This window comes from Methylobacter tundripaludum (assembly GCF_002934365.1).
Taxonomy (GTDB): domain Bacteria; phylum Pseudomonadota; class Gammaproteobacteria; order Methylococcales; family Methylomonadaceae; genus Methylobacter_A; species Methylobacter_A tundripaludum_A.
In genome coordinates this window covers 26,781-43,756 of sequence record NZ_PTIY01000014.1, presented here as the reverse complement: position 1 = coordinate 43,756, position 16,976 = coordinate 26,781, and the positions used below count along the sequence as shown (strand labels likewise).

The 16,976-nt window shown below is 45.9% G+C and carries 15 protein-coding genes; 7 read left to right on the top strand and 8 right to left on the bottom strand.

Features of this window, described 5'->3' with window-relative positions; all coding sequences use genetic code 11:
- Positions 1-128: 128 nt before the first annotated feature.
- A complete protein-coding gene (locus B0F88_RS15460; RefSeq protein ID WP_104424838.1) occupies positions 129-1,013 on the bottom strand; it encodes an OmpA family protein in 885 nt (294 codons plus the stop codon).
- 24 nt (positions 1,014-1,037) lie between these two features.
- A complete protein-coding gene (locus B0F88_RS15455; RefSeq protein ID WP_104424837.1) occupies positions 1,038-1,850 on the bottom strand; it encodes a motility protein A in 813 nt (270 codons plus the stop codon).
- Positions 1,851-2,055: 205 nt separating this feature from the next.
- Between B0F88_RS15455 and B0F88_RS15450 the strand changes: the two genes are divergently transcribed.
- The gene (locus B0F88_RS15450; protein WP_104424884.1) at positions 2,056-2,700 is read left to right on the top strand and encodes a response regulator; all 645 of its coding nucleotides are present in this window, start codon (positions 2,056-2,058) and stop codon (positions 2,698-2,700) included.
- A gap of 74 nt (positions 2,701-2,774) precedes the next feature.
- Here B0F88_RS15450 and B0F88_RS15445 read toward each other — a convergent pair whose 3' ends face one another.
- Positions 2,775-3,698 carry an NAD(P)-dependent methylenetetrahydromethanopterin dehydrogenase gene (locus B0F88_RS15445; protein ID WP_104424836.1) on the bottom strand — a complete coding sequence of 308 codons (924 nt, stop codon included), beginning with the start codon at positions 3,696-3,698 and terminating at the stop codon, positions 2,775-2,777.
- Positions 3,699-3,744: 46 nt separating this feature from the next.
- A complete protein-coding gene (locus B0F88_RS15440; RefSeq protein ID WP_104424835.1) occupies positions 3,745-4,653 on the bottom strand; it encodes an NADP-dependent methylenetetrahydromethanopterin/methylenetetrahydrofolate dehydrogenase in 909 nt (302 codons plus the stop codon).
- Between the two features lie 145 nt (positions 4,654-4,798).
- On the opposite strand from B0F88_RS15440, the gene B0F88_RS15435 reads away from it, so the two are divergent.
- From B0F88_RS15435 to B0F88_RS15410, 6 genes are all read left to right on the top strand, one after another.
- Positions 4,799-5,407, top strand: coding sequence for a 5-formyltetrahydrofolate cyclo-ligase (locus B0F88_RS15435; RefSeq protein ID WP_104424834.1), 609 nt, complete (start codon positions 4,799-4,801; stop codon positions 5,405-5,407).
- The gene (locus tag B0F88_RS15430; protein ID WP_104424833.1) at positions 5,407-6,549 is read left to right on the top strand and encodes a carboxynorspermidine decarboxylase; all 1,143 of its coding nucleotides are present in this window, start codon (positions 5,407-5,409) and stop codon (positions 6,547-6,549) included. The genes B0F88_RS15435 and B0F88_RS15430 overlap by 1 nt, the downstream gene beginning before the upstream one ends.
- A gap of 73 nt (positions 6,550-6,622) precedes the next feature.
- Entirely contained in the window at positions 6,623-7,615 is a 993-nt protein-coding gene (locus tag B0F88_RS15425) for a zinc-dependent alcohol dehydrogenase family protein (protein WP_104424832.1), read from the top strand.
- 139 nt (positions 7,616-7,754) lie between these two features.
- Entirely contained in the window at positions 7,755-10,100 is a 2,346-nt protein-coding gene (mrcB, locus tag B0F88_RS15420; RefSeq protein ID WP_104424831.1) for a penicillin-binding protein 1B, read from the top strand.
- An 18-nt stretch (positions 10,101-10,118) separates the two neighbouring features.
- Entirely contained in the window at positions 10,119-10,745 is a 627-nt protein-coding gene (lolA, locus tag B0F88_RS15415; protein WP_104424830.1) for an outer membrane lipoprotein chaperone LolA, read from the top strand.
- 65 nt (positions 10,746-10,810) lie between these two features.
- On the top strand, positions 10,811-12,118 hold the full coding sequence (locus B0F88_RS15410) for a replication-associated recombination protein A (RefSeq protein ID WP_104424829.1): 1,308 nt from the start codon (positions 10,811-10,813) through the stop codon (positions 12,116-12,118).
- 174 nt (positions 12,119-12,292) lie between these two features.
- Here B0F88_RS15410 and B0F88_RS15405 read toward each other — a convergent pair whose 3' ends face one another.
- The 4 genes from B0F88_RS15405 to B0F88_RS15390 are packed head-to-tail and all read right to left on the bottom strand — an operon-like array spanning position 12,293 to position 16,975.
- Complete coding sequence (locus tag B0F88_RS15405; protein WP_104424828.1) at positions 12,293-13,447, bottom strand: ABC transporter substrate-binding protein; 1,155 nt, start codon at positions 13,445-13,447, stop codon at positions 12,293-12,295.
- 4 nt (positions 13,448-13,451) lie between these two features.
- Positions 13,452-14,318, bottom strand: coding sequence for a prohibitin family protein (locus B0F88_RS15400; protein WP_104424827.1), 867 nt, complete (start codon positions 14,316-14,318; stop codon positions 13,452-13,454).
- Between the two features lie 45 nt (positions 14,319-14,363).
- A complete protein-coding gene (locus tag B0F88_RS15395; RefSeq protein ID WP_104424826.1) occupies positions 14,364-16,001 on the bottom strand; it encodes a cyclic peptide export ABC transporter in 1,638 nt (545 codons plus the stop codon).
- Positions 16,001-16,975, bottom strand: coding sequence for a TauD/TfdA family dioxygenase (locus tag B0F88_RS15390; protein ID WP_104424825.1), 975 nt, complete (start codon positions 16,973-16,975; stop codon positions 16,001-16,003). Before B0F88_RS15390 ends, B0F88_RS15395 begins: the two co-directional genes overlap by 1 nt.
- Between the last annotated feature and the right edge of the window lies 1 nt (position 16,976).

Genomic DNA, 16,976 nt, shown 5'->3' with positions numbered 1-16,976 from the left:
TGTTAAATACGAGGATAGAAAAGGTGTCAGTTTTGGCGTCTAATCGTTAATATTTAAAAATATCGAAGCCGAACCTGCTGATTATATTCTCTTATGTTCGGGCCCTCTTCCCAAGAAAGCTGCTTGTTTCAGTGTTCTGAAAATTTTATCAAGATATTAACGCGGCGATTTTTTTCTCTTCCTTCCGGTGTTGAATTATCGGCTATAGGCATGGTGTCTGCGTATGTGATGGCTCGTAAGCGGCTGGTGTCGAGTTGTTGCGAGACCAGAAAATGCAGGACACTGGTGGCTCGGGAAGAACCCAGCTCCCAATTGGATGGAAATTGGGCGGTTTTAATGGGAATGTTGTCTGTATGTCCTTCAATTAGAATCAGACCGACCGCCTGTTTCAATAAAGGCGTAAGGCGCTTTAATAATGACTCTCCAGACGCCGTTAGCGCCGCCTCTGAGGATTTAAATAATACTTTGTCCTGAATCTCAAGCTGCGCATAGCCTTGAGCGATTTTTATATTGACGGCCTTGTTAAGACCAAACTCATCAATTGTTTTAGTTAACTGTTGGTGTAATTTATTTTCATCTGTTGAGTCGATGTCGGTCGGTTTTGGCGGAGGGTTTATTGTGGTTTCGGTTTTAATTTCTGGCGTATTAGTGGGTGTAGGGGTAACAATGCTGCTTTCTTTGGATTCAGTCTTGATCTCGGCTATCTGTTCAGTGAGCATGATTTGTTGGATAGGCGGATTTTCAATAAAAACGGAGGGTGGGCAGCTTACGAAGACAGGCGCAGCAATAGTTTGACATGCCATGACAGGTGCTTTTTTAGGTTTACGGGTTGTTGGTTTTTGTTCCGTATTAATGTCGCTGACAGTAATTAATGTAATTACCAACATGACGATCAGGACAAAGACATCCAGATAGGTTAGCAGCCAGTTTTGCGGGTTGCGATTACTCGGCTGGTTAAGTAGATCCTCTAAGGATAAGGAGGATTGTAATTTTGAAAATGGGGCTTTACTCATTTACAGTGCTGATAAGTTGGACGCTTAGTCTTTTAATTCATTATCGTAGTGCATAATGAATGATTTGAGTGTTTCCCGTATAAATGATGGGCTACGGCGATCAGCTATCAGTGTAATGCCTTCCATGACCATACTCATGATCATGATGCGCTGTTCGGTACGTCTTTCCAGTTTTATGGCGATAGGGTGAAAAACGAGATTAGCCATAATGAGGCCGTAAAAGGTTGTAATTAACGCAGTCCCCATGTTGTAACTTATGCCCGCTATGTCTTTAAGCTCAATAATTTGCAGCATGTTGATCATGCCTATCAGGGTACCCAGCATACCAAACGCCGGAGAGTAGGCGGCCAGACTATAAAATATATTAGCCTCGGTTTTTTCTTTGGCTCTTAAGCGGGCAATGCGCCATTTGAGCAATGCTAGAATATCTTCTACCGGCGTATTGTCTACGACAAGCTGGAAACCTGTTTTCAAATAAGGGTTGTTGATGCTGTCGATAATGTTTTCTATTGCGAGTTTGTCTCGGTTAAACCACATTCGAGAAACCGTAATAATTTCATTGGCCTCTCGTTGCGGATTTAAGCTCTCATAAAAGAAAATAAGTTTGAGCGATTTCAAGCTGTGTTTAATGTCTCTTAAAGGGTAGCTTAAGAAGATAGCGGCAATCGTGCCGCCAATAACAATCACAAAACCTGTCAGATTTAGAAAAGAAAGCGGGTCATTTGCAGCAAATATAACAATGAAAAGGAATAGAATAATGCTGAGGAAAATACCTACAGCTGTTGAGTAGTTAACTTTTTTTGGGAGTGCTTGTAGAGATGTCTTTTTGAATTTCATTTTGCAATAATATCAGAACATGTTGATTCTGCGGGTATTCATGGTTTTTGATCTGGTAAAATCATATTACATCGATGCAGCTAAATCTACTTTATGTGTAAATACGGATATATAATGCGTATTGATAATCTTGGAAAACAGGAATGCGATCATTTTTATGTAGCGAACTGTTTTATAATTAACCAATAAAGGAATGGAAAAAGTTATGATTAGTGTCCTGCTTGTTGATGATCATGAGCTCGTTCGAACCGGAATTGAGGCATTATTAAACGATGCCGAAGATATTACGGTTATCGGTGTGGCTGAATCGGGTGAGAAAGCTGTCGATGCGGTTGTTACGTTGTCCCCGGATGTTGTGTTGATGGATGTTAACATGCCCGGAATAGGTGGTGTGGAAGCCTGTCGTAGAATCCTGCAACAAGATCCTGAAGTAAAGATCATTGCGGTATCTGTTCGTAATGACGGTCCTATCCCTCATCAATTGCTCAAGCTTGGCGTTTTAGGTTTTGTTTCTAAGGGATCCCCGGTCGATGAGATGGTTAACGCCATTCGGAAGGTAATGGAGGGTAAACGTTATCTGTGTTCCGAAGTTGCCAATAACCTGGCGTTTCAAAGTTTGCCGGGGGGTAATGAATCGCCATTTTCGGCGCTATCCCAAAGAGAAGCTGAAGTTGTTACTTTAATTCTTCAGGGAAAAACCATCAAAGAAATGTCTGAAATGTTGCTTCTCAGTGATAAAACGGTAAACACTTACCGCTATCGTCTTTACGGCAAACTGCACGTAAAAAATGATGTCGAATTAATTCGATTGGCAATTAAATTCGGCTATATTGATGATGCTTTGATTTAACAACTCAGGTTCCCATAATTTTTAACGGGAATCCTGAGTTATCGGTTAGCTTAACTCGCAAATTGCTTGTTATTCTAGTCTATAGTGGGGCCGAATTGCATTTCTCTGGCTTTGTTAAACGCATATCTAAAGTCAATATACAACGGCTGTTCAGGTCCCAGCATTGCTTCTAATAATTCATGCTGTAGTTGAAATTTAACATTTCCTATGGCTAAAGCACCAATGCCTACTGCGCCTGGAGCCTTTGTCGCGTGACTTAAGGGGGCGCCGCAATCGTCGTTTTTGACGCCCTCTATGCCAAAAGGTGGAACTGCGTTAACATCGCCAGCTACTTTTAGCTGTGTTGCTTCTTTTAGCACCCCGGCACTTAAAACTTGAATGCCTGCTTTGGCCGTGCAAAAAATAATATCGGTATTAGCAACCAGTTGAACTTTATCGGCTTCTGAATTGGCCAAGGCTCCTTTGAGAGTGCAATTAAAACGACGATTGTAGGCTTTAGCAACGTCCAAAGCCGTATCAGCCGATAAGTGGTCGGTTAATGTCACATCGGCGCCGGCTAACGAGGCAATAATGCCTGTCGCAATACCCACAGGACCTGTTCCGCCAAAAATAACAATTGAACACTCTTTCAGTTCTTTGTTGTGTTTTGCTTTCAGTTCTTTCTCTGCACAGGTGACTAATGCTGCTGCTGTGGTGAAAGCGCCGCTGGGGTCGGCAAAAACCGATACTTCAAAAGGCGAAACCATGGCTTGCTTGCTTGTCTTCAGCATGTCCATGGCTAGACCTAAGTCGCGGCCGCCAATAAAAATGCCGGTGCGCTTAACGCCTGATGGGCTGCGGGAGAAAGTTGCGTCTTGAGTCAGGCCGTAAACGCTATCCAGTTTGACGTTGTTATAGGGAATAAGCACATCAAAACCCGCATCCAGTGCCATATTAATGTCGAATGGGCTGTTGTTCGGCATGGGATCAAGCATGTGAAGAATGCTGCGTTTCGCCATTAGAGTTCCTTGTTATCGTTATGCAGGTTAATTCGAGAAGTTAGACTTAAGCATTTGATTTAATATATTCTCTGGCGGTTTCAAAGGCGTGCTCGAAATGCAGGTAAACAGGTTTTTCGCTGCTGATCATTTTTTTCAATAAGAGGATCTGGGTTTGATACTTAATATTACCAATTGCCATAGCGCCCAAGCCGACAGCACCGCTGATTGAGCCTTCAATGGGGGTTCCGTTATGGAAAGCGTCAACGCCCGCGATACCTGATGGCGGCACTGCGTTAACATCGGCGGCGACTTTAAGTTGAGGGGCCGATGCGATGAGTTCAGCACTTAATAATTCAATGCCCGCCGCGCCGGTTGCAAAAACAACATCAGCTGTTTTGATATATTCACCTTTATTCGCATCGGCACCGGCTTCAATGTTAATTTTACCTTCGCCAAATTCATTGTTGCACATGTCGGCAATGGCTTGAGCCTTATCCAATTGACGACCGATAAGCTTGACGTGCGCCCCACCTTGAGCGGCAATTACTGCAACCACTTGGCCGACAGGACCGGTTCCGCCCAAAACTAGAATATTTTTTCCTTCCAACGTGGTGTCGAATTTAGTCATTAATTCGCGTTCAACGGCAGAAACCATGCCTGCCGCAGTGGTAAATGCGCCGCTAGGATCGGCGAACACGGAAACTTCAAAAGGAGCAAACATGGAGCGTTTGGCAGTTTTCAGCATATCCATCGCTTGTTTGGTATCGCGTCCGCCAATGAATATCCCCGTGCGTTTTAAGTTTTTGGGGCTGCGGGAAAAAATGGCATCCTGCACCAGACCCTGGACTTCGCTAGGCTCAACATTGATATAGGGTAGTGCGGAAACCCAGCCAGCATCCAATGCCATATTGACATCAAATGGACTAAGGTTTTTGGCTGTGGTTAGCATGTGTAAAATGAATGGCTTTTCCATGATCTCTCCTTATGAATTATCGGACAAGTATAAAAGAAAAAGCAGCAGAATAAAAATGTCCTTACCTATTTGAGTTTTAAACCGATGATGAATCTGTGTATCATCCAAACAATTTTATGTGTTTTGGGTATGGTACGAGGTGCGGATGAATGATCTGAAAAATCAACAGCGCCGCAAAATTTACGATGCACGCAATGGGCAAATAGATAAGGATGAGCTCAGCAGGCTCATTTGCTCCCGATTTATTGCGCAACCGATTTACCGGCAGGCAAAAACAATCATGTGGTATAACCATTGTCGCTCAGAAGTAAGGACTCGACAGGCATTGTCAGACGAACTGGCAACGGGTAAGCGTATCGTCATCCCTTACTGTACTAAAGATGAGCAGGGGCATAACAAATTAGGCTTGTGGAGACTGGAGAGTTTTGTCGAGCTAATACAGGGAACGTGGGGGATTTTGGAGCCCCCCAAACAACGATGGGGGGAGCCGGGGAAAGAAGTTGACCCAGGAGAACTCGATTGCATCATGGTGCCGGGTGTGGCTTTTGATCGAAATGGAGGGCGCCTTGGCAATGGCGCGGGTTATTATGACCGCTTATTGAAGAATGTCAGGGCCGATGCGGTGTTGGTCGGCGTTTGTTTTGAATCGCAGTTAGTTGAGCAAGTCGTTGCCGATGCTCATGATGTGGCTATGGATTATGTAATGACCGAAAAAACGCTTTATGCCGGCAAAGGACGGCAGTTTTCCCGTTGATGGATTTCCAAGTACTGAAAGACAGTGTTTATTCCTCGCCGGCTTTTGTTTTGGATGAAACAGAAGCTGCCAAGGCGTTGGCAATGTTAGCCGACCTGAGGAATCAGTGCGGCTGCAAGGTTTTATATTCGATAAAAGCATTGCCTTTTTCCGCTGTGCTGGACATGGCGAAACCTTTTGTTGACGGCTTTTCGGCCAGTTCCTTATTCGAGGCCAGGCTGGCCGGCGAGGTTTTATCAGGACAAGGCTCTATTCATTTGACCACGCCAGGCATAAAGACGGACGAACTGGACGAGTTAAGTTTGCTGTGTTCACACATTAGCTTCAATTCTTTGACGCAATATCAACGCTATGCCGAGACGGCTGGGGCACTGACCTCAATCGGCCTGAGGATTAATCCAAAGCTGTCTTTTCTGCATGACGATCGGTTTGACCCTTGTCGGCAGCATTCAAAACTGGGGGTGGCGATTGAAGAGTTGAGTCGATCGATTGGTCTGGATCAAATTCAGGGCTTGCATATTCATAATGTTTTTTCGTCAACCGATTTTACCCCGTTGATTAAAACCGTTGAAAAACTCCAACACTATTTGGGGATAGGATTGGCTGAACTGGAATGGTTGAATCTCGGAGGCGGCTATTTGTTCGGCCAAATTGAAGATCACCGGCCGTTTATTGAGCTGGTAAAAAAACTGAAAAACGATTTCGGCCTTGAGGTTTATATCGAGCCGGGCAAAGCGATTGTAGGCCAAGCAGGGCATTTAGTGGCGACAGTGATTGATCGTTTTGTCAGCGACGGTGAAACTATTGCCATACTGGACACTTCAATCAATCACCATCCCGAAGTGTTCGAGTATCAGCGTCAGCCCGAATTGCACGAACATGATCCCGACGGACAATATAGCGCTATTTTGGCGGGCTGCACCTGCCTGGCTGGGGATGTATTTGGCAAATATTGTTTTAAAGCGCCTTTGGCAGTAGGCGATAAAGTGGTTTTTAACAACGTCGGCGCCTACACCCTGATCAAGGCAAACCGCTTTAATGGTTACAATCTGCCGGATATTTATGTCAGCAACTCCCTGCGGGTAAAAAAATTGAAACATTATGATTATCAGGATTATCGCCGGCAATGGCTGGCTGATTAAGAGTACGTGATGATTCAGCGCTCATTAAGACAGATGTCTGTACATTTTCAATTACTCAAAAAAGGTTAAAAATATGAAAGCGATAATGATGACCGCAATCGGTAATCCCGATGTTTTGGAATTACAGGATATTGCTGAGCCGGAGATCTCTACGGCAACACAAGTTAAGGTCAGGCTTAAAGCCGCTGGCGTCAATCCTGTCGACACCAAAATCAGGCGTAACGGCTTGCTTTACGATAATCCACTGCCTGCGGTATTGGGCTGCGACGGAGCAGGGGAGGTTGTTGAAACAGGCAGTGCAGTCAGCCGATTCAAACCGGGCGACAAAGTCTGGTTTTGCCACGGTGGGTTAGGCCGTGAACAGGGCAATTACGCCGAATATAACGTACTGGATCAACGTTGGGTCAGTTTGATGCCGGAAACCAGCTCATTTACCGAGGCTGCTGCATTGCCGCTGGTGCTGATTACCGCGTGGGGCGGTCTGATCGATCGCGGCGGATTGCAATCAGGGCAAACCGTATTGATTCACGCCGGAGCCGGTGGGGTAGGGCATGTGGCGATACAGTTGGCAAAACTGAAAGGCGCACGAGTGATTACTACGGTGAGTTCAGAACAGAAAGCTGAATTCGTCCAAGCGTTGGGTGCTGATGAAGTCATCCGTTATACCAAAGGCGGTTTTGCCGATGCAGTCAATGAACTTACTGACGGTAAAGGCGCGGACTTGGTTTTTGATACGGTGGGAGCCGAAGTGTTTAAACAAAGCATCCAGGCGACAGCGCACTTCGGTCGTCTGGTGACCTTGCTTGATCCGGGTGAGCTGAATCTGGCTGAAGCCAGAATACGCAATTTATTGATAGGCTTTGAGCTGATGTTAACGCCGATGCTTAGGGATTTGCCGGAGGCAAGAGACAAACACGTTGAAATTTTAAACCAATGCGCGCAGTGGCTTGAGAAAGGGCAATTAAAAACCCATATCGGCAAACAGTTGTCGCTGGCAGAAGCCGCGAAAGCCCATGAGCTGATAGAAACCGGGCATAGCACAGGAAAAATTGTGCTGATCACATAGCGCGGTCGCAAGGACCATCAGTGGGCAGAAATAATGCATGGCAACGCGGTTTTTTATACGGATAACAGATGGTTGCTGATTCGGGCAATCCTCCTATGTATAATAGCAGACGCTAATTAAAAGAATGTTGTAAGAGGTTATGGCAGAAAAAACAAGAAAACGCGGATCAGGTCGATACGACACGAAAAAACCAACCCCCAAAAAATCGACTTCACATTGGTTTAGAAATTCAGTACTGGTTTTTATGGCCGGATTTGCGTTTTTATTGGCAAGTTATTTGGGCTACCTGGATTATAACGTGCGTACCCAATTTGAAGGTAAACGCTGGGCTATTCCGGCCAGGGTTTATGCCAGTCCGGTAGAACTCTATGCCGGTTATAACCTGACGGCCGCGAAGTTTGAAGAGTTGTTGCAAACGCTGCATTACCGTCATGATGCGCAGCTGTCTTCGGAAGGCACGTATTTTAAAAGCGGCTCGCAAATCAGCGTAAAAACCAGGGCGTTTACCTTTTGGGATCAAACCCAACCCAGCAGTGTTATCCGGGTGAATTTTACCGCGTCAGGCATTGCCAATATCGTTGATGCGTCGCAAACCAAAGACCTTGCCATTGTGCGCCTGGATCCGGTGCAAATCGGCAGCTTATACCCCACCATAAAGGAAGACCGGATTTTAATTAAGCTGGAAGAAGCGCCGGATGCACTGATTAAGGGCTTGTTGGCTTCAGAAGACCGGGACTTTTATCAGCACATCGGCATTTCATTTAAAGGCATTGCCAGGGCAATGTGGATGAATGTACTGGCCGGGCATATGGTGCAAGGCGGCAGCACGATCACTCAGCAACTGGTTAAGAACTTTTATCTGACCTCTGAGCGTAGCTTGTCGCGTAAAGTAAAAGAAGCTTTGATGGCGCTGATTCTGGAATATCGCTACAGCAAAGACGAGATTCTGGAAGCCTATTTGAATGAAATCTATCTGGGCCAGGATGGCGCCAGCGCTGTACATGGCTTTGGCCTGGCCAGCGAATTCTATTTCGGCAGTTCTTTAAAGGACTTGCCGTTGGAACATATCGCCTCGTTGATTGCGTTGGTTCGCGGACCCTCCGAATATGATCCACGGCGTTATGCCGATCGCTCCCTGCAACGGCGCAATCTGGTGCTGGAAGAGATGGAAGCGGAAGGTTATATCACTAAAAAACAGGCGGACGAGGCAAGAGCAAAGCCTTTAAACGTAATTGCCAATACCCACCGGTCAACCAACCGCTATCCGGGTTTTCTTGATTTGGTCAAGCGGCAATTAAGACAGGATTATAAGGAGGAAGATTTAACTTCCGAAGGGCTGAGAATTTTTACCACACTGGATACGCGGGTTCAGGATGCGCTGGAGGAAACGGCGACTAAAAAGCTGAATCAGCTGGAAAAGCTGCCTAAAGCGAACGAACTTGAAGCCGCCGCAGTGGTGACGCGTAGGGACAGTGGTGAAATAGCCGCGTTGATGAGTGGTCGTGAGCAATCCGCCGCCGGATTTAATCGCGCTATGGATGCGGTCAGGCCGATCGGCTCATTAATTAAGCCGGTCGTGTATTTGACCGCGTTGGAGTATCCTGACAAGTACACCATTACCACGCCGGTCAGCGATACGGCGATTGTGGTTAAGGGAGCGGGAGGCAACGATTGGAGCCCCAGCAACTACGATCACCAAGAGCATGGTACGGTAGGTTTCCATACTGCATTGGCCCACTCTTACAATCTGGCTACCGTTCGGATAGGGATGGATATAGGAGTGGCCAGGGTCGCAAAAACATTAAGAAGCATGGGCATTACCCGGCCGGTTGACCTGTTTCCATCGCTTCTGCTGGGAGCAGCGCACTTAACGCCGATGGAAGTCACCCAGATTTACCAAACGTTGGCCGGTGACGGTTTTGCAACGCCGTTAAAAGGTATTCGTGCGGTCGTCGCGGCCGACGGCACACGCCTGCAAAGTTATCCGTTTACGGTAAGACAGGTGCTCGATCCATCGGTCACTTATATTGTTAACACCATATTGCAGGAAGTCATGCATGAAGGTACCGGACGTTCAGCATATTCATCGTTTCCGGAAAATTATGGCTTGGTCGGTAAAACCGGCACGACCAATGATTCAAAAGACAGCTGGTTTGCCGGTTACACCGGAGATTATTTGGCCGTAGTCTGGATTGGCCGGGACGACAACAAGCCGGCCGGATTGACGGGAGCAAGCGGCGCTTTGCAAGTCTGGACTTCATTAATGAAGCAGGTTTCAACCCAGCCGGTGACCCTGATTCCTCCCGATAATATCAAGATGGCTTGGGTTGATCCGGCCAACGGCTTACTGGCGAATGAAAATTGCTTTGGAGCGAAGGAATATCCCTTCATTATCGGTTCGGCGCCCGAAGAATCTTCACCGTGCGTCGATTCACCTGTTAATCAAATTGAAACGATGATTAATAATTTGTTACCGGATAACTAAACAAAGGTATTGGTATTTATGAGTAAAATTACAATTTTCGCCGGTTTGATCGCCATGATGCTGTTTAATGCTCCGGGCCATGCGGAAGACAAACCGGTCAGGCAGTTGAAGGCGTTTTTAAAGAATACAAAATCACTGACTGCCGATTTTAAACAGGTATTGATTAATGAAGCGGGCAATCCTACCCAAACCAGTTACGGTGTCTTCTATCTGCAACGGCCGGGTAAATTTCGCTGGGATTATTTAAAACCTTTTCAACAACAGATTGTCTCTACGTCCGGTAAAGTCTGGTTTTACGATACCGACCTGGAACAAGTCACCGTTAAAAAACTGGACGAATCGGTGGGGTCGACGCCGGCATTGCTGCTAAGCGGCGAAATATCGCTGGATGATAACTTCACGATGGAACACCAGGGGGTTGACGGCGACTTGATGTGGGTAAAGTTATTACCCAAAAACCAGGAAAGCAGTTTTAAATATGTGTTGATCGGCTTGAATAACGATTCACTGGGCGGCATGGAGTTGAGTGACAATTTCGGTCAGCTCACGCGTATTTATTTTTCCAATGTTATTTTGAATCCGCCGTTAAAACAGACTTTGTTTGAGTTTAATGCGCCCAAGGGTGTCGATGTTTTCTCGGATTGATATAGGCAAAAGGCGCAAGCTGTATGTACCGTTAGCCTTTCGTCTTTTGCCTTTAGCCGGCTCTTATGCTATTTGATGACTTAACCACGCCCTTGGCCGACCGGATGCGGCCAACAGAATTAGCCGATTACGTCGGTCAACAACATATTCTGAAGCCGGGCAAGCCGCTCTACGAGGCTATTGCCACGGGTCGCCTGCACTCGATGATTTTCTGGGGGCCGCCGGGAACCGGAAAAACCACGCTTGCGCGCATCATCGCCCATCATTCCGACGCCGAGTTTATGCCGATTTCGGCAGTGTTGTCCGGCGTTAAAGAAATACGGGCGGCGGTTGCGGAAGCAAAAAAAATCCAACTGGAACAACATCGGCGCACTATTTTATTCGTCGATGAGGTGCATCGTTTTAACAAGTCGCAACAGGATGCTTTCCTGCCGCATGTCGAAGACGGCACGGTTTATTTTGTCGGTGCGACGACTGAAAATCCGTCTTTTGCGCTGAACAATGCGTTATTGTCGCGGGCGCGGGTCTACGTGCTTAATGCTTTAACGGCTGATGATTTATTGGCCGTGATCGATAAAGCGCTGACCGACAAAGTGCGAGGCTTGGGCGGCTTGGCGATCGAAATGAACGCAGACATTAAACAGCAGTTCGCTCAGGCTGCCGACGGTGACGCCCGAAGACTGCTCAACTTGCTTGAAATCGCTGTAGAGCTTGCCTCCGCAAAAGGAGGGCAGGTGGTTAATGAAGCGATTGCCAAAGAAGTGCTGTCTGGCGGCGTGCGACGTTTCGATAACCAGGGCGAAGAATTTTATAACCAAATCTCGGCGTTGCATAAATCCGTGCGCGGCAGTTCACCCGATGCCTCGCTGTACTGGTTGTGCAGGATGATGGATGGCGGTTGTGACTTATCCTATCTGGCCCGGCGTATCGTCAGGATGGCCTCCGAAGATATTGGCAATGCCGATCCAAGGGCCTTGCAGATTTGCATCAACGCCTGGGAAGCCCAGGAGCGATTAGGCAGTCCGGAAGGCGAGTTAGCCTTGGCGCAAGCCGTTGTTTATTTGGCTTGCGCACCGAAAAGTAACGCGGTCTATATGGCTTACAACGCGGCGATGGCGGATGCCAGACAAAGCGGCAGTTTGGGTGTGCCGGTTCATTTAAGAAATGCGCCGACCAAACTAATGAAATCGCTGGATTACGGCAAGGAATATCGTTATGCCCATAACGAACCGGAAGCTTATGCCGCCGGGGAGAATTATTTTCCCGATGAGTTGGCAGGGAGGCAATATTACCAACCGGTGGATAGAGGCCTGGAAATCAAGATTAAGGAAAAATTAAAACATTTGAAGGCATTGGATAAGAATGCGATTTAAGACGAATCGCCGTGACGTAGCCAGACGAAGCTACATGCGCTGGAGATTTTTACCAGCATTATACTTGTTTCTTTAGGAAGAGATTTTTGGCGTATAACGCCGGAATCGAGTGCATCAAATATTTTTGTGGGGGGCAACTGACCACACGATCTCGCTGACAAGCCAAACTATCCATTACCTGAGATCCCCCTCTTGCTCACCGTTGCTGTTTAGCACACGTACAAAAACCGGTTTAGACCTTAACTCGCCTTTTCGATCAAAACGATAGATTCCATTGGCTCCATGCCAAGGATGGGAAAATTTTATTGCAGAGGCTAAATCAAGCGCAAAGTTGGAATGGCTTAGACGCGAGGCGCCGGCAAGTATATTGAGTGCATCATATCCTTGTGCGGCCCATGTGTCAGGGTACTTGCCAAAACGGGCCAAAAATTTTTCCACGAAATAGACATTCTCTTTATTTTTTGCATCTTTGTCATAAAAATCCAAATAGATTATGTTACGCATTGCATTTTTACCGGCAATTTTCTCCAACTCACTCATGCCTTTGCTGATCAAGGTAATGGGGATGTCAATTCCCAAGTTTCGTGTAGTGCGGACAAATTCCCCGGTAGTTTCAGGAGACCCCGAAAAATAAATAACGTCGGGGGCCGCGCCACGCAGTTCATTGACTATATGCCGGATATCCATCGTTTCGGGATCATATTGTTTCTGATAAATCAATTCGCCATTATTTTTATTTTGAGCGATTTGATATTGATAGGCTAATTCACTGGAGCGTTCCTGCGCCTCCCAAACCATTGCATATTTTAACTCGCCATTATTTGATTTGGGCGCGGCCCTTACCAGCGGGACCACATCGTCTTCTATGGGGTTGATGGTTCTTACGATATAAACGAAATCATGCTCTGTGAGGCTGGCAGTTGTGGCGCCTACAATCATGTGCAAAAGCTCCGCCTGTTCATAAATACCCGACACCCTAATTGCAATGCTGTCATCACGATAGCCAATTACCGCCGTCATGTCCGGGTTGCTTACGAATTCAAGGGCAATCTTCCGTGATGTTTCCCAATCATTCTGGTCATCTCTAATAATGAGTTTAATTCGTGGCCCCCCGTTTGACTCAATCTCCTCTTTGGCAAGCTCCAGGCCCTGAGCAAAGCCGTCTTGCGCCTTATTGAACGGCCAGCTGACGCCGACTGTCAAGGGCGCAAGTGAATTTTCGGTATGTTGTTGCCGTTTTAAAGCATATTTGTCCAGCGATCTTCCTTGCTGAATAAAAACAAACGTCATCAAGGCAAAAATAAACAACACTCGAATAAGACGGTCCATAATTCTATTCTTTACCCAGAATAATCGGCAATCCTGAAGCGCCTGAACCAATTACAATGGTCTTGGCATTGTTCGATTTTGCCAGCTCTTCAGTTGCGGCTATGCCTCGCCAGCGAAGCACATCAGGGCTTAGACTGGACTTTAAGGTAGTGTTGTACAGAGCGAGACTATCGGCTTCAATTTTTCTGCGACTGGCTTCCTTTTGGGCTATTGATAACCTGTAAGCGTATTCGCCGTCAATTTGTTGGTATGTCATTTTGTTTTCAATGGCTTGCGATATTTTATCGGGCAAGGTGATACTCACAATCAATACATCGTCCAATGAAACATAACCCGCTTCCAGGCGTATTCTGGATAATTCGCTGATGCGTTCTTGATTGGATTTCTGGTTATTGTAAATCTCTTCGGGTTTATATTGACCAAAGACCGTGCGGATTGCCGCTCGAACTTCCGGACGAATCATGACATCGACATAATCCGGGCCGATACGTTGATGGAGCAGGGGAAGCATGTCTGGGGCGATGAAATAACGGACTTGAAACTGGACATGGACAGATAAGCCATCAGTGGTTAAAGTCTCTATGGAATCGGTGTACTGCTGTTTACGGACATTATAAACATACATTTTGTTGATAGGAAGAATGACATGAAGTCCTTCATGGTAGACGGTATCTAACACAGTCCCCCCTCCTAAGCGCCGCCAGAGCACCCCCAATTCCCCGGAGTGGACTGATATAACGATTCTGTCAAAACACAGCACAGCACCGAAACTTAATAGGACTATGAAAATGACGATATACGGAGCTTGACGGCTTACCAGGTTCCCAAGGGCACGGTAACGATTCTGAAACCAGTTTATGATACTTCTCATAGCGGCTTACTCTTTTTTATGCGTGAAGTTTTGAATGATGTCATGTCATTTATCCATGTAGGCAAATAACTGACCGTAATCCATTTGCAGAATCCGATCCGCTACATGGAAATATCGGTCGTCGTGAGAGACAACTAATATCGTTTTGCCGGCCGCCTTGAGTTCGGGTAATAATGTTTCGTAGAAATAGCTGCGAAATTGTGGATCTTGGTCAGCAGCCACTTCATCAAAGATATATACAGGCTTGTCTTCAAGATAAGCCATTACCAGCGCCAAGCGTTTGCGTTGGCCGGTTGATAAGTTGGTATTGGTAAAGCAGCCGTTTTTAATTCCGGTTTTATGGGCAATGCCCATCAGTTTTAAGAGTTCTTGCACACGTTCCGGCGGAACATCACCGACACCGTATAGTTTATCGAATAAATAAAAATCGGAGAAAATGGCTGAAAAAAGGTTTCGATATGAAATGATATTGACATCGTCAATTGGCTGGTCATCGACAAAAATAGTACCGGAAGTGGGTAAATAGAGTAACGTGAAAAGTTTCATAAAACTGGTTTTACCACTCCCATTACCACCAATCAGAAACAATATTTCCCCCCGGTTTACAGTCGTCGTAATGGGGCCGATTTGAAAACTGGGTAAGCCATCGGGATCGGCATAGATAAAACCGACTTGATCAAAACGTATGGTTTTAAAATCGTTGAATTCCTGTTGAACAATGCTATGTGAATCATTTTTGACTTTTTGATCTCTGTCCAAATCCCTTTCCAGACGATAGAGATTGTCCACTGTCATGTTAGCCTGCATATAGACAGGATACATCATGATAACAGTTGCTAGCGGACCAAAAAAAAACAGAATCGCCGCTACGATCTGAGTGACTGTTCCTGCAAACTCATTGGAAATGACCGGGAGTATAAACACAACGCCGCCAAGAAGGATGACGAAGAACATTTCTATGAATACCACTGTATCAGCATACAACTGCATAACTTTAGTGCGGACGATGCTTACGGTTGATGCGATATCACAAAAATCGGCAAATACAGCATCGCTTTTTTTCTGATTGATTCTAATTTCCTTGAATCCTCTCAATAAACCAGTCAATGATTTGGCTAATTCATCTTCCGAGTCCGATGAATCCGACAGGCCTTTTTCATAGGCATCTCGATCCTTCATATAAAAAATAGCTCCACATAGAATCATAATTCCGCATAGCACAACAGCAATCGGCGATTCTACGGCAATGTACAACAAGGTAAATATAACCATGAATGCGGCTTGGGTAGCGGCAAAAAGCGGTCTTGTCGTCTGGCTGATCATGCCGGTATCCCGGCTGATACGGGCTAGAATGTCCGATTCACCGATTTTTTCTAGCGACTGTAAATCACACCGACGGATTTTATCTCCTAACCGGGCGCGAATGTTACAGACAGCTTTTTCAGCGATGCGGCTGGATTCGTAGAGGATGTATCGAAGGGAATACACGAACAGTGTCAGACTGATGCCGAAAATCACAAAATGTTGCCAAAAAGGGCCACCCTCTTTCATCGATGCTACGGATGCGTTAATAAGCGCTAAATTCAAAGTATTGGATAGCCCCGATGTGGCGGTCATTAAAATCAGTTTGAAATTGACTTCCCCCGTTTCATTATTAAGAAAAGTGAAAAATTGAAAATTCATTAAGCGACTCCGGCATTAATATTTTTGTTCGAAATGCGTATTCTGACAGCATAGCGATCTCGATCTGTAAACAATTCTCTGCCGTGTAGCGCTTCATGATTGTTAAGCATTAAAAAACCATCTGAATGACAAGTATTTTTGACCAGCAACTCTGTATTTTGAAGTTCTCTTTCTAAGAGATTGACAGCATAGCGTGTCTCGGATGTATCGTATTCCGTTCGTGCCTGAAGCCCTCTTTTTAGAGTATCGCGCCTGTAACGGATACTCGGAAATGTACCGAAAATTGGGGCGATAGTGACTTCCACGCTATCCGAGCGCCGGTTGGATGTAAAGCTGGTAGGGACCTGGAAGGGTAAGTTGGTTTTCTCCAGATAATCAACCGCCCAGGCTCCCTCAGCGCTTTGGCGCATATTTTGTTTAATGGAATTGAAATCACGCAATATCGAAGCCCCGCCGCCACAGTTAGCTTGCCTGATAAAGTACAGGATTAAATAACGTTCAGGCTCGGGGTGATATTGGGTATCGGTATGTAATTCGGCTTCATTTGCGTGTTCTGAGTAAGTGGGTATATGGTTCGGTTGCAAAAGCTCGTCTCGTGCTTTTATATCCCAAATTATACGATTATCGACCTGATCGGTAGCGGAAGGGTGCCCCATGCATAGCGTCAATGCGTACAACACAAATTTACGCGTTTCAACATCAAAAGTATCCAATTTAAATTTTGGAATAAATATGCCGCTGTGGGAACTTTCCAAAGTTTCAATCAGTGTGTCAGCCAGCGTCGCGATCTTTGGAGCAATTGAGCGGATTTCATCGCGAATAATGTCTTCGTTAGGATGGGGACGAATAGAAGAGCTATCTGTACCAAAATATTTGTGCAGAATATCGAGCGAAGCCGCTATTTCCTTTGTATCAAAATTTGGCGAGTCGAACTCGCCAATACGCAACCCCAAATTGCGAACGTGCTTCAACATG